General features: G+C 52.5%; 19 protein-coding genes. 8 read left to right on the forward strand and 11 right to left on the reverse strand.

Annotated features, from left to right (window positions below; all coding sequences use genetic code 11):
• Positions 1-96: 96 nt before the first annotated feature.
• The 3 genes from purC to dapA form a co-directional block, all read right to left on the reverse strand.
• Positions 97-810, reverse strand: coding sequence for a phosphoribosylaminoimidazolesuccinocarboxamide synthase (purC, locus tag BZK41_RS19050; RefSeq protein ID WP_003835086.1), 714 nt, complete (start codon positions 808-810; stop codon positions 97-99).
• 111 nt (positions 811-921) lie between these two features.
• Positions 922-1,956, reverse strand: a complete 1,035-nt coding sequence (gene bamC, locus BZK41_RS19055; RefSeq protein ID WP_079939169.1) for an outer membrane protein assembly factor BamC — start codon at positions 1,954-1,956, stop codon at positions 922-924.
• A 16-nt stretch (positions 1,957-1,972) separates the two neighbouring features.
• A complete protein-coding gene (gene dapA / locus BZK41_RS19060; RefSeq protein WP_079939170.1) occupies positions 1,973-2,851 on the reverse strand; it encodes a 4-hydroxy-tetrahydrodipicolinate synthase in 879 nt (292 codons plus the stop codon).
• A gap of 145 nt (positions 2,852-2,996) precedes the next feature.
• On the opposite strand from dapA, the gene BZK41_RS19065 reads away from it, so the two are divergent.
• Together BZK41_RS19065 and bcp are read left to right on the forward strand one after the other, a co-directional pair.
• Positions 2,997-3,569: a glycine cleavage system transcriptional repressor gene (locus tag BZK41_RS19065; protein WP_216350684.1), complete on the forward strand. Its 573-nt coding sequence runs from the start codon at positions 2,997-2,999 to the stop codon at positions 3,567-3,569.
• Positions 3,569-4,039, forward strand: a complete 471-nt coding sequence (gene bcp, locus BZK41_RS19070) for a thioredoxin-dependent thiol peroxidase (RefSeq protein ID WP_079939172.1) — start codon at positions 3,569-3,571, stop codon at positions 4,037-4,039. Before BZK41_RS19065 ends, bcp begins: the two co-directional genes overlap by 1 nt.
• A gap of 104 nt (positions 4,040-4,143) precedes the next feature.
• On the opposite strand, the gene iadA is transcribed toward bcp, so the two are convergent.
• The 4 genes from iadA to BZK41_RS19090 all read right to left on the reverse strand — a co-directional run bounded on the left by iadA (position 4,144) and on the right by BZK41_RS19090 (position 7,672).
• Positions 4,144-5,307 (reverse strand): beta-aspartyl-peptidase, encoded by a 1,164-nt coding sequence (gene iadA / locus BZK41_RS19075; protein WP_079939173.1) that lies wholly within the window; start codon positions 5,305-5,307, stop codon positions 4,144-4,146.
• A gap of 11 nt (positions 5,308-5,318) precedes the next feature.
• Positions 5,319-5,780: a YjiG family protein gene (locus tag BZK41_RS19080; protein WP_003835099.1), complete on the reverse strand. Its 462-nt coding sequence runs from the start codon at positions 5,778-5,780 to the stop codon at positions 5,319-5,321.
• A 1-nt stretch (position 5,781) separates the two neighbouring features.
• The gene (locus tag BZK41_RS19085; RefSeq protein WP_079939174.1) at positions 5,782-6,441 is read right to left on the reverse strand and encodes a nucleoside recognition domain-containing protein; all 660 of its coding nucleotides are present in this window, start codon (positions 6,439-6,441) and stop codon (positions 5,782-5,784) included.
• A 166-nt stretch (positions 6,442-6,607) separates the two neighbouring features.
• Positions 6,608-7,672 (reverse strand): AI-2E family transporter, encoded by a 1,065-nt coding sequence (locus tag BZK41_RS19090; protein WP_003037941.1) that lies wholly within the window; start codon positions 7,670-7,672, stop codon positions 6,608-6,610.
• A gap of 226 nt (positions 7,673-7,898) precedes the next feature.
• Between BZK41_RS19090 and bepA the strand changes: the two genes are divergently transcribed.
• Both bepA and arsC read left to right on the forward strand, forming a co-directional pair.
• A complete protein-coding gene (gene bepA, locus BZK41_RS19095) occupies positions 7,899-9,362 on the forward strand; it encodes a beta-barrel assembly-enhancing protease (RefSeq protein WP_079939175.1) in 1,464 nt (487 codons plus the stop codon).
• 123 nt (positions 9,363-9,485) lie between these two features.
• Positions 9,486-9,845 (forward strand): arsenate reductase (glutaredoxin), encoded by a 360-nt coding sequence (gene arsC, locus BZK41_RS19100; RefSeq protein WP_079939176.1) that lies wholly within the window; start codon positions 9,486-9,488, stop codon positions 9,843-9,845.
• Between the two features lie 35 nt (positions 9,846-9,880).
• Here arsC and BZK41_RS19105 read toward each other — a convergent pair whose 3' ends face one another.
• The 4 genes from BZK41_RS19105 to BZK41_RS19120 form a co-directional block, all read right to left on the reverse strand.
• Positions 9,881-10,582, reverse strand: a complete 702-nt coding sequence (locus BZK41_RS19105; protein ID WP_211924219.1) for a DnaA inactivator Hda — start codon at positions 10,580-10,582, stop codon at positions 9,881-9,883.
• A gap of 95 nt (positions 10,583-10,677) precedes the next feature.
• Complete coding sequence (gene uraA / locus BZK41_RS19110) at positions 10,678-11,967, reverse strand: uracil permease (RefSeq protein WP_016157119.1); 1,290 nt, start codon at positions 11,965-11,967, stop codon at positions 10,678-10,680.
• Positions 11,968-12,063: 96 nt separating this feature from the next.
• Positions 12,064-12,690, reverse strand: a complete 627-nt coding sequence (upp, locus tag BZK41_RS19115; RefSeq protein ID WP_003835110.1) for a uracil phosphoribosyltransferase — start codon at positions 12,688-12,690, stop codon at positions 12,064-12,066.
• Positions 12,691-12,873: 183 nt separating this feature from the next.
• Entirely contained in the window at positions 12,874-14,304 is a 1,431-nt protein-coding gene (locus tag BZK41_RS19120; protein ID WP_079939177.1) for a 6-phospho-beta-glucosidase, read from the reverse strand.
• A gap of 295 nt (positions 14,305-14,599) precedes the next feature.
• Here BZK41_RS19120 and purM point away from each other — a divergent pair, with 295 nt between their 5' ends.
• The 4 genes from purM to ppx all read left to right on the forward strand — a co-directional run bounded on the left by purM (position 14,600) and on the right by ppx (position 20,102).
• Positions 14,600-15,637 (forward strand): phosphoribosylformylglycinamidine cyclo-ligase, encoded by a 1,038-nt coding sequence (gene purM / locus BZK41_RS19125; RefSeq protein ID WP_079939178.1) that lies wholly within the window; start codon positions 14,600-14,602, stop codon positions 15,635-15,637.
• On the forward strand, positions 15,634-16,275 hold the full coding sequence (purN, locus tag BZK41_RS19130) for a phosphoribosylglycinamide formyltransferase (RefSeq protein WP_075145831.1): 642 nt from the start codon (positions 15,634-15,636) through the stop codon (positions 16,273-16,275). The genes purM and purN overlap by 4 nt, the downstream gene beginning before the upstream one ends.
• Before the next feature lie 214 nt (positions 16,276-16,489).
• Positions 16,490-18,556, forward strand: coding sequence for a polyphosphate kinase 1 (gene ppk1, locus BZK41_RS19135; protein WP_003835119.1), 2,067 nt, complete (start codon positions 16,490-16,492; stop codon positions 18,554-18,556).
• Positions 18,557-18,560: 4 nt separating this feature from the next.
• Positions 18,561-20,102, forward strand: coding sequence for an exopolyphosphatase (gene ppx / locus BZK41_RS19140; RefSeq protein WP_079939179.1), 1,542 nt, complete (start codon positions 18,561-18,563; stop codon positions 20,100-20,102).
• Positions 20,103-20,212 lie beyond the last annotated feature (110 nt).

Genomic DNA, 20,212 nt, shown 5'->3' on the forward strand with positions numbered 1-20,212 from the left:
GATCGTAGGCGGTTCGGAACAGGATTACCATAAGAAATAGTAATCAAATCAGGTGGGGTTAATGAGCCGGAGAGCGATCGCCGGCTCAGGGGAAGATTAGTCTAACTTCACACCCAGGCGATGCGCGACGGCTTCATAGGCTTCGATCAGGCCGCCCAGACTCTGGCGGAAGCGATCTTTGTCCATTTTATCCAGCGTTTCTTTGTCCCACAGGCGGCTACCGTCCGGTGAGAATTCATCACCCAGGACCACTTCACCTTTATACAAACCAAACTCAAGTTTGAAGTCGACCAGAATCAGACCAGCATCATCAAACATCTTTTTCAGCACGTCGTTAGCTTTGTAGGTCAGCTCTTTCATACGTGCCAGATTCTCTTTGCTCACCCAACCAAAAGTTTCGCAATAGGAATCGTTAATCATTGGATCGTGCATAGCATCGTTTTTCAGGAACAGATCAAACAGCGGCGGATTCAGTTCAATACCTTCCTCAACGCCTAAACGCTTAACCAGAGAGCCTGCCGCGCGGTTACGTACCACACATTCAACCGGTACCATCTCCAGTTTTTTCACCAGACATTCGGTATCAGAAAGCAGTCGCTCCATCTGGGTAGGAATACCCGCTTCTTGCAGTTTAGTCATAATGAAATGGTTGAATTTGTTGTTCACCATGCCTTTACGGTCAAACTGTTCAATGCGCGCGCCATCCCCTGCTGACGTATCATTGCGGAATTCGAGCACCAACAGGTCCGGGTTTTCCGTGCTGTATACGGTCTTCGCTTTACCACGATACAACTCAGCTTGCTTTTGCATCTTTATTACTCCTGGGTGTGAATTAACGATAAATATTGCGTTTTTCTGCCGACGCACACGTTTGCGTATCATATCAGAAAAAAAGGGCTGGAGTTATCCAGCCCTTTATTTTTACTTACTGAACGCTGCCTGGAAGACGGCGACCAGCGCGTCGTTCTGGCTTTGCGTCAGGGTATGCCCCTTCGGATCAATAAACTGCAAGCTACTGCGGTTGTCTAAATCACCGACCTGCAATTTATAGTCGCCGGATACCAGACCCGGGTCACTTGCGCCCAGCTCCTGCCAGTTGCTATCAGACAGTGGTTTGTAGGTCACGGCGATGCTGCCCTGAGAACGGGTGCTGTCGGTTACCTTCATCCCCACTTTCTCAAGCGCTGCTGGCAGACGCTGCCACACCACGTTGAACGGCCCGCGTACCACCAGCATTGGTAAACCGGTGTCATCGGCGGCGCTCTGAACATCCATGGTGGCTGCAGAGCGGTTCTGCGCGGCATTCGCGGCGTCGGTGGCGTTCTTATCCAGACCAGCAGAGATAACGTTCATCATCTCAGCGCTGTAGCGCTGCATTGATGCCGCATCGGCTACGGGTTTACCCGCCTGCTCGAGGTTAACCAGTTTCACCGTTACCGCTTGCTGATAGCCCTGCGGTTTAACCGAGATTTGATAACGTCCACGGTACTGCTCGTCTTCATCCATGCGGTTCCAGTCGACCCAGTCGGTGGTCAGCGTCTGGCTGGCATCATCACGTTTGGTGATCGTGTAGTTTTTAGACTGAATGACGCTAACGACCTGTGGCCACAGTGTGTTGCCACGACCGTTTTCCACCAGTAATGTCGACGTATCACCCGCGATCTGTGTGCGAGCACCGGTGACTAATGCTAACGGCTGAGCCGGTGGACGAATATCCAGCGCTTTACCCACGGCACCACTGCCGTTGGTTACCGGGATATTATAATCGCCCGACATAACCGGCAAAATCATCCCAGCTGGAGCATGAAGCTCAGCAAGCGGTGCGGCCTCCAGATAGGATTCATCACCGCTCACCTGGCGCTTATAGCGCGAGTCAGAGCTACAGGCCGCGAGCAACATAACAAGCGAAACACCCGCAACCTTGGCCAGGCGCGACTTTTGTACTGAGTAAGCCATCAAATCTCCCTAAACTTTACAGCAAACCGGCATGCTTAAGCGCCGCTTTGACGATTTCACGAGCATTGTCCGTGATTGGCGTCATCGGCAGACGTAGCGTATCGGTCGCCACAAGTCCCAACTCCTTACACGCCCATTTCACGGGAATAGGATTGGGTTCGACAAATAGTTTGTTGTGTAACGGCATCAGACGCTGGTTAATCACCCGCGCCTCGGCAAATTGCCCGGCTGCCGCCAGTTTGCACATTTCAGCCATATCACGTGCCGCAACGTTAGACGTTACGGAAATCACGCCATGACCACCGAGCTGCATAAAATCCAGTCCGGTCGCGTCATCACCGCTGAGCAGAATAAAGTCGTCCGAAACCAGCTCTTTGATCTGGTGAACGCGACTTAAGTTCCCCGTGGCCTCTTTAATAGCGATAATATTTTTAACTTTCGCCAGACGACCAACGGTTTCCGGCAGCATATCGCAGCCAGTACGGGACGGCACATTATACAGAATTTGCGGCAGGTCAGTATGTTCAGCGATGGCTTTGAAATGCTGGAACAAACCTTCCTGGGTTGGGCGGTTGTAGTAAGGCGTCACCGTCAGGCAGCCGACAACACCGCTGTCGTTGAAACGCTGAGTCAGACTAATAGCTTCCGCGGTCGCATTGGCGCCGGTTCCGGCAATAACCGGAATACGCCCGTCAGCCAGCTCCAGCGTCATCATCACCACATCGCCATGTTCATCATGACTCAGGGTGGCGGACTCACCGGTGGTGCCAACAGAAACGATCGCCGAGGTGCCGCTGGCGACATGATAATCAATCAGTTTTTTCAGGCTCGACCGGCAGACTTTACCTTTCTCATCCATCGGCGTAATAAGCGCGACAATACTTCCCGTGAACATGGGCCATCCTCTGTGCAAACAAGTGTCTCAATGGTACGTTTGGTACGACAATAAAAGCAAGCGACCAGAGCCGTTCTGATTGTTGTATGCATGTTTTTTTTATGCTTTCCTTATGATTACCTCACCGCTCAAAGGAAGAACAGGTTTGACATCGTCATCGCAACACTATCTGGTCATTACTGCGCTGGGTGCCGATCGCCCAGGAATTGTGAACACCATCACGCGTCATGTCAGCAGTTGCGGCTGTAATATCGAAGACAGCCGACTGGCCATGCTGGGTGATGAGTTCACGTTTATCATGTTGCTGTCGGGCACCTGGAATGCCATCACCCTGATTGAATCAACCCTGCCATTGAAAGGTGCGGAGCTGGATTTACTCATTGTGATGAAGCGCACGACCGCGCGCCCCCGTCCGGCGATGCCAGCTACGGTATGGGTGCAGGTCGATGTCCCTGATTCTCCCCATTTGATTGAACGCTTCACCGCTCTGTTTGACAGCCACCAAATGAATATCGCGGAACTGGTTTCACGCACGCAACCGGCTGAGAATGGAAAGACGGCACAGTTGTTTATTCAAATTACCGCACATAGTCCTGCGTCACATGATTCGGCAAATATTGAAGATGCGTTTAAAGCACTCTGTACAGAACTCAATGCGCAAGGCAGTATTAACGTCGTCAATTACTCACAGCATGATGAACAGGATGGAGTTAAGTAATGAACCCACTGAAAGCCGGTGATATCGCACCGAAATTTAGCTTGCCGGATCAAGACGGAGAACAAGTAAATTTAACCGACTTCCAGGGACAGCGTGTTCTGGTTTATTTTTACCCGAAAGCCATGACACCCGGCTGTACCGTACAGGCCTGCGGCCTGCGCGATAACATGGATGAGTTAAAAAAAGCGGGTGTTGAAGTGTTGGGGATCAGCACCGACAAACCAGAGAAGCTTTCCCGATTCGCGGAGAAAGAAGTCCTGAATTTCACGCTCCTGTCCGATGAAGATCATCAGGTTTGCGAGCAGTTCGGCGTCTGGGGTGAGAAGTCATTTATGGGCAAAACCTACGATGGCATCCACCGCATTAGCTTCCTGATTGATGCCGAAGGGAAAATTGAGCATGTGTTTGATGACTTCAAAACCAGCAACCACCACGACATCGTGCTGAAATGGGTGCAGGAAAACGCCTGACCGTGAAATGCCGGATGGCGGCGTGAACGCCTTATCCGGCCTACAAATGCACGCACGTAGGCCGGATAAGACGCTTTAGCGTCGCCATCCGGCGTCAACGTCGTTTATTCAAACGTCCCTTTAACGCAGGCTTTTTTCTCTCTGACTACGGCTTTTCCCTTCGCCCACAGGTGATGAACTTCCAGCGCGTCGTTGAGCACCAGAATGTCCGCATCGCATCCCACTGCCAGACGTCCTTTATGCTCAAGTGCCAAAAATTCTGCGACCGTACGCGTCAGCGGACACAGCGCCTGTTCCAGCGGTATGGCATGAACCTTCACCAACTGGCGCACCGTTTCCGCCAGTGATTCAAACCCTGCGACACCGATGCCAGTAAGATTACCGTACTCATCCAATTCCGGCTGGCTGCCGTTGCCATCCGAGCTAAGGGTAATGCGCGACAGCGGCACGTTCTGGCGCAGCGCCGTAGCGATAGCCGTGGCCGGGGCGACAGGTTCATCAATGCTGCTGGTAATATCGATGTAACCACCTTTACGCGCGTACTCCAGCGCTGCCTGGAACAACGGTTCCGCACGGTTAACGTGTGTCGGCAACAGTTTAGTAATCGGCACATCACAGCAGTCGAGGATCTGGTACAACGGTTCCAGCATGCGCGGGCTGTCGCCCATATGGAAGACACTGATCCCCGGCTTACGCCCTAACAATCCGCCGACGCGCGACTGCGCCGCCATATTTGCCAGCGCCGGGGTATCCGGGGCTGAGGAACGATGGTCCGAAACCGCACATTTCACGCCAATAACTTTATCAATCAGCGCCACATCGCGATCGATACTGCCGGTGATCGTCGGGGAAGGCAGAGAATACGCCCCGGTCAGCATCCATGCGCTGATGCCTTCAAACTCCAGCGCGCGGGTTTTCGCCAGCAGCGATTCCGGGTGACGGGTGATGCCATCGGTACCCAGCAAACCCACCACCGAAGTTACGCCAGCTTCAACAAGGCGTGACAAGCGCACTTCCGGCGTGCGGGTATGTGGCCCCGCTTCCCCGCCGCCGCCAATAAGATGGACGTGCTGATCGATAAATCCTGGGCACACAATCGCACCGTCAAGATTGATACACTCGCAACCGGGAAAGTCTTCAGGAGAAATTGACGGGGCGATGGCAACAATTTTGCTGCCGGAGACCAGTATATCCTGTCGTCCTAAATCATCCGGCGCGTACACGTGTCCCTGCTGGAACAACGTCAAATCAAGAATTGAACAGTTCATAATCTTCCTTGTCAGGCAATAACCTGCATAACCCAAATAGAGAGCAGCGCATTAATGACGCATACCGCAATAATTAGCGGGTAATAACGAGGATGAACTCCCGCGGTCCCCAGACAACGGCCCACATTTTGCACCGGATTGCCCATCAGGTAGATAGCCGGTAACAACACCGTGGCATCATGTCCAGAAAGCGTACCGGCGACAACCAGGCTGGCGCACACGCCGACTCCGCCTCCCATACTCATCACCGCTGCCAGCAGCACAGTGGCAGATTCCCCCGGTAGACCCCACAGCGCCATTACCGGCTCGCATACTCGCCCGACAACCTCGAGCAGCCCTGTCACCTTCAGCGCCTGAATAATCACAAACGCCATTACCACGTTAGGCAACAGACTGGTTGTTGCAATGGTAAACCCGCGTCGTGCGCCATCGATAAACATATCCATGACGTTTTTACGTACCTGCGTTGTCATCTCAGGCCTCCTGCTGCATACGGCGATTTTCCAACTGCGCAATCCACAAACGCAGCAGATTCGCACCCACAAATTTGAAGACAAGGATCACCGCCAGCGGCGTAATCACCGGAACGGTAACCATCGTAAACAGCGCGGCGCCAGAGGAAAAATAGTTGGTAATGCACGCACTGCCGCTGGTTTGCCAGCAGGCAAAAATGGCACGTTCCTGTTTGGTGATAATGCCCTCTTCCGCCATTTCTTTAGTCATCCCTGCCGCGGCATCGGTATTTTGTAAATTCGCAATCAGCGCCAGCGAACAAATCCCCGGAATACCGAGTAACGGGCGCAGGACGGGCGTCATCAGTTGTTGTGCTGCACGCAAACCACCCAACCCTTCGGTGACGGAAATGATCCCGAGTGAAAGAATGACGGAAGGTGCCAGCTCAAGCGCGAATAAGAAGCCGTCTTTTGCCCCCATCCCCCCAGAGCCGCGAAAAGAGACCGCCGTGTCGCCCGCCGCATTAATCTGCCCAAACGCGCCGTTGAGGACGGTGAAGTCAAAGACCCGCCACCATTCGGTACTTTTCGCAAACATGCCGGAAAAAAGGATAATCGTAATAAAAAAAGCGAGATAACCGCCCCATCCCACCCTTTGCTGCGTGTGTGTGTTGTGACCCATTTTGTTCTCCTGTTGGCCTTATTCCTTGCGTGACAGAAAGACATCACGCAGGTCAAGTTAAAGACAAATGCGGAGAAAAACGACAGCAGAAGAGATTATTCAGAAAGTGTGGATAGAGGTCAGACAAGTTCAGTTCCGGCGACATTGCATCGCCGGAACCTGTAGATTAGGGTTCGTCAACGACCTGACCATCCGGCCAGGCATGCATTACCGCTTTGATTAACGTCGCCAGAGGAATCGCAAAGAATACGCCCCAGAACCCCCACAGACCGCCGAAAATCACCACGGAAAGAATAATCACCAGTGGATGCAGATTGACCGCCTCGGAGAACAGCACGGGAACCAGCAGATTGCCGTCCAGCGCCTGGATTATCAGGTACACGGCAAAACAGCTCCAGAATTCGGTGCCAAGCCCGAACTGGAACAGCGCCACGCCAACCACCGGAATAGTGACCACGAAAGCACCGATATACGGGATCAGCACAGAGAACCCTACCAGCACCGCCAGCAGCAGCGAATAGTTGAGACCAAACAGCAGGAAGCCGAGCCAGGTCGCTACGCCGACCACCACCATTTCCAGCACCTTTCCGCGGATATAGTTGGTGATTTGCTGGTTCATCTCTTTCCAAACCTGCCCCGCCAGCCCGCGGTTACGCGGCAGCACCCGGCGCACGGCGTTCAGCATCTGTCCTTTATCTTTGATCAGGAAGAACACCATCAATGGGACGAGAACCAGATAGACCGCCAGGGTCAGCAATCCAACCAGTGAGGCTAACGAATATTTCACCACCGAATCGCCCATGGTGAGCATTCGCGAGCGCATATTTTCCGCCATCGCATCAATGATGCCCGCATCCATCAGCGCCGGATAACGTCGTGGCAAGGTGGCGGCAAAATCAGACAATTTATTGAGCATGCCGGGCATGTCGCGGATCAGGTAAATTCCCTGCTGCCACGCAACGGGCATCACCACAAAGGCCATCAGCAGCAAAATACCGACAAACACCACCAGCACAATCGATGTCGCCCAACGCCGTGAACAACCAATATGCTCCAGCCGCACTGTCGGCCATTCAAGCAGGTACGCCAACACAATGGCGACTAGCAGCGGCGCCAGAAGGCCGCTAAAGAAAAACAGGATGCCAAAACCGGCAACAAGAATAATCAGCAGGGCGATGGCTTCGGGGTCGCTAAAGCGGCGACGATACCATTGCATCAACATTTCGAGCATAAAACCCTTCCATGAACCCAATAGCGGGATTGCGATCCCGAATTGTATCGAAATGTCACAAAAAAGACTTCGCTTTTTATGGCTGATTACGCAAAGTGAAAAGACATTTTTCCTGGGTGTTCATCGTCAGGTTTCGCAGTTACACTCCGTAAGCTTGCGGAGTGTGAACGATACTTCACAGCATTGGTCAAATGGCTATCTCAAAAAAGAATACAGGACAGAGGTTATGTTCAGGCAGTTGAAAAAAAACCTGGTTGCTACCCTCATTGCCGCACTGACTATCGGTCAGGTTGCGCCCGCATTTGCTGATACTGCGGACACCCTGCCTGATATGGGAACGTCGGCAGGCAGTACGCTTTCCATAGGACAGGAAATGCAGATGGGCGATTATTACGTACGCCAACTGCGCGGCAGTGCGCCATTAATTAACGATCCATTGCTCACCCAATACATTAATGCCCTGGGGATGCGTCTGGTCTCGCACGCCGACTCGGTAAAAACGCCCTTCACATTCTTTTTGATTAACAACGATGAAATCAACGCCTTTGCTTTCTTTGGCGGCAACGTTGTCCTGCACTCCGCACTATTTCGCTATTCCGACAACGAAAGCCAGCTGGCATCGGTTATGGCGCACGAAATTTCCCACGTCACGCAACGTCACCTGGCGCGTGCCATGGAAGATCAGAAACGCAGTGCACCGCTAACGTGGGTCGGTGCGTTAGGTTCAATTTTATTGGCGATGGCCAGCCCGCAGGCGGGTATGGCGGCGCTGACCGGTACGCTGGCGGGGACACGTCAGGGGATGATTAGCTTTACGCAGCAAAATGAACAGGAAGCTGACCGCATCGGTATTCAGGTGTTGCAACGCTCGGGATTCGATCCCCAGGCCATGCCAACGTTCCTGGAAAAACTACTCGACCAGGCTCGTTACTCTTCGCGTCCGCCGGAAATTTTGCTGACTCACCCCCTGCCGGAAAGCCGTCTGTCTGATGCCCGTAACCGCGCCAACCAGATGCGCCCGGTGGTCGTCCAGTCGTCAGAAGATTTTTATCTGGCTAAGGCGCGAACCTTAGGCATGTACAACTCTGGTCGAAACCAGTTGACCGATGACCTGCTGAGTAGCTGGTCGAAAGGCAACGTACGTGAGCAACGTGCGGCGCAGTATGGCCGGGCATTGCAGGCGATGGAAGCCAGCAAATATGACGAGGCGCGTAAAGCGCTGCAACCGCTGCTGGCAGCAGACGCGAACAATGCCTGGTATCTCGACCTGGCAACGGATATCGATCTCGGCCAGAAGAAAACCAGTGATGCCATTAACCGCCTGAAAAACGCTCGCGACCTGCGAACCAACCCGGTGTTGCAGCTCAACCTGGCGAATGCCTATTTACAGGGCGGACAAGCCAAAGAAGCGGCAACTATCCTGAATCGCTATACGTTTAACCATAAAGACGACCCTAACGGCTGGGATCTGTTAGCGCAAACGGAAGCTAACCTGAGCAACCGCGATCAGGAGCTGGCGGCGCGCGCGGAGGGGTATGCCCTCGCCGGACGTCTGGATCAGGCGATTTCGATGCTCAGCAGCGCAAGCTCTCAGGTGAAACTGGGTAGCCAGCAGCAGGCCAGATACGATGCCCGTATCGACCAGCTACGCCAGCTGCAAGAACGCTTTAAGCCGTACACGAAGATGTAATTATCGAACCCTTGCCGGATGGCGACGCTGTAGCGTCTTATCCGGCCTACGTCAGACGCGATATGTAGGCCGGATAAGGTCTTTTGGCCACCATCCGGCAGTATTGTTATGCAAGGAGAAGTCATGTCAGACGCGATTAAAATCTACCATAACCCACGCTGCTCCAAGAGCCGTGAAACGCTGGAATTGCTGAAGTCCAACGGCGTGAACCCGGAAGTGGTGTTGTATCTGGAAACGCCGGCTGATGCAGCAACCCTGCGTGAACTGCTGCAAATGCTCGGCATGTCCAGCGCGCGTGAACTGATGCGCCAGAAAGAGGATCTCTATAAATCGCTTAACCTGGCGGACAAAAATCTGAGTGAAGATGCGCTGATTCAGGCAATGGTAGAAAACCCGAAACTGATGGAGCGCCCGATCGTGGTTGCCAAAGGTCAGGCTCGAATTGGACGCCCGCCTGAGCAGGTACTGGAAATCGTCGGTTAACCTGCAACCTGCCGCAGTCTTCTCGGCTGCGGCGCTTACAGCTTCAGAATTTCTTTTACGAACGGAATAGTCAGCTTACGCTGGGCGGTGATCGAAGCATGATCAAGCTGATCCAACGTCATAAACAGCGTACGCATTTCTCGATCCAGACGCTTTAGCAGAAAACGTCCCACATCTTCCGGAAGTTCAAATCCACGAAGTCTGGCGCGTAATTGCAACGCCTGCAGCTTATCTTCATCGGAAAGCGGTTGCAGCTTGTAGATTTGCCCCCAGTCCAGACGCGAGGCGAGATCCGGCAACCCCAGATTCAGCTGTCTTGGTGGACGATCGCCGGTGATCAGCAGGCGCGTTTTCCCCGACTCCAGGATACGGTTGTAGAGATCAAAGATCGCCATTTCCCACAGCGAATCACCGGCCACACATTCGATGTTATCGATGCATACCAGCGATAAATGCTCCATCCCGTCGAGCACCTCGGGGACGAACCAGGTGCGTTTGTCGAGCGGCACGTAGCCTACCGCATCGCCGCGCGCGGACAGTTCCGCACAGGCTGCATGCAGCAAATGACTACGGCCAGCGCCTTCACGCGACCAGAGATAAATATACCCGCTATGTTCCTGACGCAGCACGTTTTGCAGTGCAGCCAGTAAAGAGGAGTTATCCCCCGGCCAGAAACTTGCGAAAGTTTCGTCGTCAGGAAGATAAAGTGGCAAAGAGAGCTGTGCCGGTGTGTTCAGAGATACCTCAACCCAGGATTTCATAGAATCGCGTTGAGTTTAACACAGAAATACGTCGCGATAGAACCGGGCAGCGCTGCCGCCCGGTCAGAGATTTACTGTTGCGGACTGTCTGCATCTTCCGCGTCGAGTACCACTTCTTCAGGGCGCAGCAGGCTGATCACTTTGAAAATCAGGCTCAGGCAGACACCAACGATGGTCGCCAACGCCATGCCTTTCAGCTCTGCGGCACCGATGTGAACTTTCGCACCACTCACGCCGATGATCAAAATAACCGACGTCAGGATCAGGTTCTGCGCCTTGTTATAGTCAACCTTTGACTCGATCAGTACGCGAATACCAGAAGCGCCAATCACGCCGTACAGCAGCAGCGATACGCCACCCATAACCGGCAGTGGAATGATTTGGATCGCTGCCGCCAGTTTACCCACGCAGGAGAGCAGAATGGCGAAAATTGCCGCGCCGCCGATAACCCAGGTACTGTAAACGCGGGTAATCGCCATTACGCCGATGTTTTCGCCGTACGTGGTGTTCGGCGTAGAGCCGAAGAAACCAGAAATCACCGTAGACAGACCGTTGGCAAACATCGAACGATGCAGGCCAGGATCGCGAATCAAATCTTTTTTCACGATATTCGCCGTCACCACCAGGTGTCCAACGTGTTCGGCGATGACCACCAGCGCCGCTGGCAGGATGGTCAGAATGGCAACCCACTCAAAACGCGGCGTGTAGAACGTCGGCAGTGCAAACCAGTGGGCCTGCGCAATCGGCGTAGTGTCCACAACGCCCATCACGAAGGAGAGCGCATAACCGGCCAACACCCCGATCAAAATCGGGATAATCGCCATAAAACCGCGGAACAGTACGGAACCAAAGACCGTTACCGCCAGCGTCACCATCGAGATGATGATGGTTTTCGAATCCGGCAATTGCCCTTCAGCAGGCAGTAACCCCGCCATACCCGCAGCAACGCCAGCCAGCTCCAGACCGATGACGGCAACGATTGCGCCCATCGCCGCAGGCGGGAACATCACATCCAGCCAGCCGGTACCGGCTTTCTTAACAATGAAAGAAACCAGGCAGAACAGGACGCCACACATAATGAAACCGCCCAGCGCCACTTCATACCCTAACGGCAGCAGTAACAGCACCGGGGAAATAAAGGCAAAGCTGGAACCCAGATACGCAGGGATCTTACCTTTACAAATAAAGAGGTACAGCAACGTACCTATGCCGTTAAACAGCAGAACGGTAGCCGGGTTGATGTGGAACAGGACTGGCACCAGTACCGTTGCGCCAAACATGGCGAACAGGTGCTGCAAACTAAGCGGGATTGTCTGTAAAAGCGGCGGTCTTTCACTCACCCCGATAGCACGGCGCGTCATAGTGTTTTCCTCTGAGTGTTGTTTGTTATTAGCCATTGGGTTGTTTTATTCAAAAAAAAGCCGACTCTTAAAGTCGGCTTCTTTTCACTTATTCGTTTACTTAGTACCAAAAATCTTATCGCCGGCATCGCCGAGCCCCGGAATGATGTATCCGTGCTCATTCAGTCCCTGATCGATGGAGGCGGTGTACAACTCCACATCCGGGTGCGCTTTTTCCAGTGCCGCGATACCTTCCGGTGCAGCAACCAGGACCAGCACTTTAATGCTGGTGCAGCCCGCATTTTTCAGCAGGTCGATGGTGGCGATAACAGAGCCGCCGGTTGCCAGCATTGGGTCAACGATCAGCGCCATACGCTCATCGATGTTAGAAACCAGCTTTTGGAAGTACGGAACCGGCTCCAGCGTCTCTTCGTTACGGTACATACCGACCACGCTGATACGCGCGCTAGGAACGTTTTCCAGAACGCCTTCCATCATGCCCAGGCCCGCACGCAGGATTGGCACAACAGTGATTTTTTTTCCTTTGATTTGGTCAACTTCAACTGGGCCGTTCCAGCCTTCAATGGTCACCTTTTCGGTTTCCAGACCAGCGGTTGCTTCATAAGTCAGCAGACTGCCAACTTCCGAGGCGAGTTCACGAAAGCGTTTAGTGCTGATGTCGTTTTCACGCATCAATCCCAGCTTGTGTTTGACGAGTGGGTGTTTGACTTCCACGATCTTCATACTCTTCTCCTTTCCTCAGACGAGTGGCAACCACAAAAAAAATCGCCGGATTATACCGCTTTTCGTCTCTGGCGCAACACTGCATACGCTTGATATGGATCAACCAAAGTCATTTACGTCTGGATAATGAGTATAAAACAAGCCCCGCACCGATGGCGGGGCTAGCTGTCAACACTCTGAATTTTAAAGATATTCAGCATTGGTCTGGATGACGTTCTGATACCATGAAAAAGATTTTTTAGGTGAGCGAGTTAATGTCCCGCTACCGTCATTATTTTTATCGACATAGATAAACCCATAGCGTTTTTTCATCTCCCCTGTCCCGGCAGAGACTAAATCAATGCAGCCCCACGGGGTATATCCCATCAGATCCACACCATCCTCCACCACCGCTTTTTTCATCTCACGTATGTGGGCGGCAAGGTAGTCGATACGGTACTGGTCGTTAACTGTACCATCGTCCTCGCGCACATCAATGGCGCCAAATCCATTCTCCACAATAAATAGTGGCAGCTGATAATGATCCCAGAACCAGTTCAGTGAATAACGCAGGCCAACCGGATCAATCTGCCAGCCCCAGTCCGATTTCTGCACGTACGGGTTGGAAACCAGGCTTTTCGACTCGTCGTAATCCAGTTGTGGGTTGTCCGCCGTTGCCTGGGTCGCGAAAGACATATAATAGCTAAAGCCGATGTAATCAACGCAGCCCTCGGTAAGCGCCTGACGGTCTTCCTCGGTGATAACCAGTTCAAAGCCACGACGGGCAAAGTAGTTGAGAAGATGCTGCGGGTATTTGCCGCGCACATGGACGTCGGTAAACCAGTAACGTCGGTGCATGGCATTCATCGCCATCATCATATCGTCTGGCGCGCAGGTCAGCGGATAGATAGGACACATGGCAATCATGCACCCTATCTGTAATTCCGGGTTAATCTCACGCGCGACCTTTACCGCCAGCGCGCTTGCCACCAGCTCATAGTGCGCCGCCTGGTACATGACCGGCTCGCGGTCTTCGCCGGGTTGGTATTTCAGCCCCGAGTTAGTAAAGGGCGCGAAATCTTCGTGATAATTTGCCTGGTTGTTAATCTCATTAAACGTCATCCAGTACTTCACTTTGTGCTGGTAACGGGTGAATACCACCCTGGCAAAACGGACAAAGAAATCGATAAGCTTGCGGTTGCGCCAGCCGCCGTACTCCGTCACCAGATGGTAAGGCATCTCAAAATGCGACAGCGTAATCACCGGTTCAATGCCATATTTCAGGCATTCATCAAACAGGTCATCATAGAACTGTAGGCCAGCCTCATTGGGTTGTTCTTCATCACCTAAGGGGAAAATACGCGTCCAGGCAATAGATGTGCGAAAACATTTAAAACCCATTTCGGCAAACAGCTTTATGTCGTCTTTATAGCGATGATAAAAATCGATGGCCTCGTGGTTAGGGTAATTTTTACCGGCAATCACACCATCGGTAATTTCACGCGTCACACCATGCGCTCCCGCGGTCATGACATCGGCAACGCTAATGCCTTTTCCGCCCTCCTGCCAGCCACCTTCCAGTTGATGAGCTGCTACGGCACCACCCCACATGAAATCTGCTTTAAATCCTGACATACCCTTCCCCTATCGTGATGACTCTGCGCAAAACGCTGTTGATGAGGTTTGCAACAGAAAACAGAAACCGGTTTCAGTACGATACTGTGCATTCGGCTAACAGGATTCAAGCACAAGACTGTACCCGGTTTCATTTTCGTGGCACAGCTCAAACAAATAGATAAATGATTGTAAAATGCTGAAAAAATCAGCAGATAAAACTTGATGCAGAGCAGGCTCGCAAACGTTTGCTTTCCCTGTTAGAATTGCGCCGAATTTAACTTTTACTGCAAGTAAACATGTGGGGAAGCAGGCAGTGACCGATAAAACCTCTCTTAGCTACAAAGATGCCGGTGTTGATATTGATGCAGGTAATGCTCTGGTTGATCGAATCAAAGGCGTAGTAAAGAAAACGCGTCGTCCGGAAGTTATGGGTGGTCTGGGTGGCTTCGGTGCGCTGTGCGCATTGCCGCAAAAATATCGCGAACCGGTACTGGTTTCCGGCACTGATGGCGTTGGTACAAAACTGCGTCTGGCGATGGATCTGAAACGCCACGACACTATCGGCATTGACCTCGTCGCAATGTGCGTCAACGACCTCGTGGTTCAGGGCGCTGAGCCGCTGTTCTTCCTCGACTACTATGCAACCGGCAAACTGGATGTGGACACCGCAGCCAGCGTCATTAACGGGATTGCCGAAGGCTGCCTGCAGTCTGGCTGCGCGCTGGTCGGTGGGGAAACAGCTGAAATGCCGGGGATGTACCACGGCGAAGATTACGACGTGGCAGGTTTCTGCGTTGGCGTCGTCGAAAAATCAGAGATTATCGACGGTTCAAAAGTGGTTGACGGCGACGTACTGATTGCGCTCGGCTCCAGCGGACCGCACTCCAACGGCTACTCTCTGGTACGTAAAATTGTAGAAGTCAGCGGTTGTGACCCAGAAACCACCGAGCTTGAAGGCAAGCCGCTGGCCGATCACTTACTGGCCCCTACCCGCATTTACGTGAAATCGATTCTGGAACTGATCGAGAAGGTTGATGTGCACGCTATTGCTCACCTGACCGGCGGCGGCTTCTGGGAAAATATTCCACGCGTTCTGCCAGACAACACGCAGGCAGTAATCGACGAATCTTCATGGCAGTGGCCAGCCGTCTTCAACTGGCTGCAAACGGCGGGTAACGTCAGCCAGCATGAGATGTATCGCACCTTTAACTGCGGTGTAGGTATGGTTATCGCCCTGCCAGCTCCGGAAGTGGACAAAGCCCTTGCTTTGCTCAATGAGAAAGGTGAAAACGCATGGAAAATCGGTATCATCAAAGCATCTGATTCCGAACAGCGTGTGGTCATTGAATGAAAAACATTGTGGTGCTCATTTCCGGCAACGGAAGCAATTTGCAGGCGATAATCGACGCCTGCGAACAGAAAAAAATCAATGGCACCATACGTGCAGTATTCAGTAACAAGGCCGATGCGTTCGGCCTTGAGCGCGCACGCGAAGCGAATATTCCGGCACACTCGCTGGAAGCAGCCCAGTTTGCCAGTCGCGAAGCATTCGACCGCCAACTGATTCAAGAGATTGACGCCTATGCGCCCGATGTCGTGGTGTTGGCCGGTTATATGCGCATCCTCAGTCCGGCGTTTGTCGCTCACTATTCTGAGCGATTGCTGAATATCCACCCGTCTTTATTGCCGAAGTATCCCGGCCTGCATACGCACCGTCAGGTTCTGGAAAACGGCGATGAAGAGCATGGCACCTCCGTCCACTTCGTCACCGATGAACTGGACGGCGGACCGGTTATTCTCCAGGCCAAGGTTCCGGTATTTGAAGGCGACAGCGAAGATGATGTCACGGCACGAGTCCAGGCTCAGGAACATACCATTTACCCACTGGTGGTAAGCTGGTTTACCGATGGTCGCCTGAAGATGCGTGATAACGCTGCATGGCTGGACGGCGTTCGTCTGCCGCCACAAGGCTACGCCGCCGACGAATAATAAAATTCAACCTGTAAGCCGGATCTCACCATCCGGTCTACAGGCATAACTACCTTTTCCGGTTAATACCACCGGTATTCATCTACGCTCCCCCTTTCTCTTTGCTATCAGACGGTTTATTGTCATATTTTTCTGGCACAGTTGGACATCTGAGAGCAATGCTCGCCATAATAAATCGGTAGTGTCCCGTGAATGAAACGGAGTAAAAGTGGTAATGGGTCAGGAAAAGCTATACATCGAGAAAGAACTCAGCTGGTTAGCGTTCAACGAACGTGTACTCCAGGAAGCTGCTGATAAGTCAAACCCGTTGATCGAACGGATGCGTTTCTTAGGCATCTATTCCAATAACCTCGACGAGTTTTATAAGGTTCGTTTTGCCGAACTGAAGCGCCGAATCATTATTAGCGAAGAACAGGGTTCAAACTCTCACTCCCGCCATTTGTTAGGCAAAATCCAGGCCCGCGTATTAAAAGCCGATCAGGAATTTGACGGTCTGTACAACGAGTTGCTGTTGGAAATGGCGCGTAATCAGATTTTCTTAATCAACGAACGCCAGTTGTCGGTCAACCAGCAGAGCTGGTTGCGTCATTACTTCAAGCAATATCTTCGCCAGCACATCACGCCGATCCTGATTAACCGCGAGACGGATTTAGTTCAGTTTTTGAAAGATGACTACACCTATCTGGCGGTAGAAATTATCCGTGGTGATACGATCCGCTACGCGCTGCTGGAAATCCCTTCCGACAAGGTGCCCCGTTTTGTGAATCTGCCGCCGGAAACCCCGCGCCGTCGCAAACCGATGATCCTTCTGGACAACATCTTACGTTACTGCCTTGACGACATTTTCAAAGGGTTCTTTGACTACGACGCACTGAACGCCTATTCGATGAAAATGACCCGTGACGCCGAATACGATTTGGTGCACGAGATGGAATCGAGCCTGATGGAGCTGATGTCATCCAGCCTGAAACAGCGTCTGACCGCAGAACCTGTACGCTTTGTCTATCAGCGTGACATGCCCAATGCGCTGGTCGAAGTACTGCGTGAAAAACTGACGATTTCTCGCTACGACTCGATTGTTCCCGGCGGGCGTTACCATAACTTCAAAGACTTTATTAACTTCCCCAATGTTGGCAAAGCTAACCTGGTGAACAAACCGCTGCCGCGTCTACGCCATATCTGGTTCGACAACGAGAAGTTTCGTAACGGCTTTGACGCCGTTCGTGAACGCGACGTGCTGCTGTATTACCCCTATCACACCTTTGAACACGTTCTTGAACTGTTGCGTCAGGCCTCTTTCGACCCGAGCGTGCTGGCAATAAAGATCAACATCTACCGTGTGGCAAAAGATTCACGCATCATAGATTCAATGATCCATGCCGCGCACAATGGTAAGAAAGTCACCGTGGTGGTGGAATTGCAGGCCCGCTTCGATGAAGAAGCCAACATCCATTGGGCCAAGCGTCTGACCGAAGCAGGCGTTCACGTCATCTTCTCCGCGCCTGGCCTGAAAATTCACGCCAAACTGTTCCTTATCTCACGCAAAGAAGGTGATGAAGTCGTGCGCTATGCGCATATCGGGACGGGGAACTTCAACGAAAAAACGGCGCGCCTGTATACCGACTACTCGTTGCTGACCGCCGATTCGCGCATTACCAACGAAGTGCGTCGGGTGTTTAACTTCATCGAGAACCCGTATCGCCCGGTGACGTTCGATTATCTGCTGGTTTCCCCGCAGAACTCGCGACGTCTGCTGTACGCGATGATCGACAAAGAAATCGCCAACGCGCAACAAGGACAGCCTTCCGGCATTACGCTAAAACTGAATAACCTGGTCGATAAAGGTCTGGTTGACCGCCTCTATGCGGCCTCAAGCTCAGGCGTACCGGTCAATTTGTTGATCCGCGGAATGTGCTCGCTCATCCCGAATCTGGAAGGCATTAGCGACAACATTCGCGTTATCAGCATCGTTGACCGCTATCTTGAACATGACCGGGTTTACATCTTCGAGAATGGGGGCGATAAGCAGGTGTATCTCTCCTCTGCTGACTGGATGACACGAAACATCGACTATCGTATCGAAGTTGCCACACCGCTTCTTGACCCGCGCCTTAAGCAACGCGTGCTGGATATTATCGATATCCTGTTCAGCGACACGGTGAAAGCCCGCTTTATTGATAAAGAACTGAGTAATCGCTACGTACCGCGCGGAAACCGCCGTAAGGTTCAGTCACAATTGGCGATTTACGACTACATCAAATCACTCGAGCAACCTGACTAAAGATATGCCAATACACGACAAGACTCCACGGCCGCAGGAATTTGCTGCGGTCGACCTTGGTTCAAACAGTTTCCATATGGTCATTGCCCGCGTGGTTGATGGCGCAATGCAAATTATTGGGCGACTGAAACAACGCGTACATCTGGCGGATGGCCTCGGCGAAGATAACAAGCTGAGCGAAGAGGCAATGGAGCGCGGGCTAAGCTGTTTATCACTGTTCGCCGAACGTCTGCAGGGTTTTCCTCCATCAAGCGTATGCATCGTGGGAACCCATACTTTACGTCAGGCACTGAATGCGACTGATTTTCTCAAGCGAGCGGAAAAAGTCATCCCCTACCCGATTGAGATTATTTCCGGCAACGAAGAAGCCCGACTGATCTTTATGGGCGTGGAACACACTCAGCCGGAAAAAGGTCGCAAGCTGGTTATCGATATTGGCGGCGGCTCAACCGAATTAGTGATCGGCGAGGATTTCGAGCCTAAACTGGTCGAAAGCCGCCGTATGGGCTGCGTCAGTTTTGCTCAGATGTATTTCCCGGGCGGCGCGATCAGCCGTGAAAACTTCCAGCGTGCCCGCATGGCAGCAGCGCAAAAGCTCGAAACCCTAACCTGGCAGTTTCGCATTCAGGGCTGGAACGTTGCGCTTGGCGCATCGGGCACCATTAAAGCGGCACACGAAGTGCTGCTGGAGATGGGTGAAAAAGACGGTTTTATCACCCCCGAACGTCTGAACAAGCTGACATCCGAAGTGCTGAAGCACGCATCATTCGATGCGCTCAGCTTACCGGGGCTGTCAGAAGAACGAAAAGCGGTGTTTGTACCCGGACTCGCGATTCTGTGCGGCGTTTTTGACGCGTTGGCTATCCGCGAACTTCGCCTTTCTGATGGTGCACTACGTGAAGGCGTACTGTACGAGATGGAAGGACGTTTTCGCCACCAGGACGTTCGCAGCCGTACCGCCAGCAGTCTGGCGAATCAGTACAACATCGACAGCGAACAGGCCCGGCGCGTGCTGGAAACAACAATGCAAATGTACGACCAGTGGCATACGCAGCAGCCAAAGCTGGCGAATCCCCAACTGGAAGCGTTACTGCGCTGGGCGGCGATGCTGCATGAGGTTGGGCTGAACATCAATCACAGCGGTTTACATCGCCACTCTGCATATATTCTGCAAAACAGCGATTTGCCGGGCTTCAATCAGGAACAACAGCTGATGATGGCAACCCTGGTTCGCTATCATCGTAAAGCGGTGAAACTGGACGACTTGCCCCGATTTACGCTGTTCAAGAAAAAACAATTTCTGCCGTTAATTCAGCTGTTGCGCCTGGGCGTGCTGCTGAATAATCAGCGTCAGGCGACCACCACACCACCAACCCTGACCCTGATTACCGACGACAACCACTGGACCTTACGCTTCCCGCATGACTGGTTTAGCCAGAATGCGCTGGTGCTGCTCGATCTGGAAAAAGAGCAGCAGTACTGGGAAGCCGTAACCGGCTGGCGACTCAAAATTGAAGAAGAAAGCTCACCCGATATCGCCGCATAAGCTCTCAACAGGTGCCAGTTCGTTTGACGAACTGGCACCTGTACTGAATCACTCCTGAACACCACCACGTATAAACACTCATTAAATTAAGCTTATCTTAAAATGCCTTG

Origin of the sequence: Citrobacter sp. A316 (assembly GCF_002042945.1) — a bacterium.
Classification (GTDB): Bacteria; Pseudomonadota; Gammaproteobacteria; order Enterobacterales; family Enterobacteriaceae; genus Citrobacter; species Citrobacter portucalensis.

Bases quoted from the DNA above. Each gene is read 5' to 3' on its own strand.
- BZK41_RS19120 (WP_079939177.1), bottom strand. From the start codon at position 14,304: ATGTCAGGATTTAAAGCAGATTTCATGTGGGGTGGTGCCGTAGCAGCT.
- BZK41_RS19080 (WP_003835099.1), bottom strand. From the start codon at position 5,780: ATGACAACGCAGGTACGTAAAAACGTCATGGATATGTTTATCGATGGC.
- bcp (WP_079939172.1), top strand. From the start codon at position 3,569: ATGAACCCACTGAAAGCCGGTGATATCGCACCGAAATTTAGCTTGCCG.
- bepA (WP_079939175.1), top strand. From the start codon at position 7,899: ATGTTCAGGCAGTTGAAAAAAAACCTGGTTGCTACCCTCATTGCCGCA.
- ppk1 (WP_003835119.1), top strand. From the start codon at position 16,490: ATGGGTCAGGAAAAGCTATACATCGAGAAAGAACTCAGCTGGTTAGCG.
- purN (WP_075145831.1), top strand. From the start codon at position 15,634: ATGAAAAACATTGTGGTGCTCATTTCCGGCAACGGAAGCAATTTGCAG.
- BZK41_RS19085 (WP_079939174.1), bottom strand. From the start codon at position 6,441: ATGGGTCACAACACACACACGCAGCAAAGGGTGGGATGGGGCGGTTAT.
- purC (WP_003835086.1), bottom strand. From the start codon at position 810: ATGCAAAAGCAAGCTGAGTTGTATCGTGGTAAAGCGAAGACCGTATAC.
- bamC (WP_079939169.1), bottom strand. From the start codon at position 1,956: ATGGCTTACTCAGTACAAAAGTCGCGCCTGGCCAAGGTTGCGGGTGTT.
- dapA (WP_079939170.1), bottom strand. From the start codon at position 2,851: ATGTTCACGGGAAGTATTGTCGCGCTTATTACGCCGATGGATGAGAAA.
- BZK41_RS19090 (WP_003037941.1), bottom strand. From the start codon at position 7,672: ATGCTCGAAATGTTGATGCAATGGTATCGTCGCCGCTTTAGCGACCCC.
- iadA (WP_079939173.1), bottom strand. From the start codon at position 5,307: ATGAACTGTTCAATTCTTGATTTGACGTTGTTCCAGCAGGGACACGTG.
- ppx (WP_079939179.1), top strand. From the start codon at position 18,561: ATGCCAATACACGACAAGACTCCACGGCCGCAGGAATTTGCTGCGGTC.
- upp (WP_003835110.1), bottom strand. From the start codon at position 12,690: ATGAAGATCGTGGAAGTCAAACACCCACTCGTCAAACACAAGCTGGGA.
- uraA (WP_016157119.1), bottom strand. From the start codon at position 11,967: ATGACGCGCCGTGCTATCGGGGTGAGTGAAAGACCGCCGCTTTTACAG.
- arsC (WP_079939176.1), top strand. From the start codon at position 9,486: ATGTCAGACGCGATTAAAATCTACCATAACCCACGCTGCTCCAAGAGC.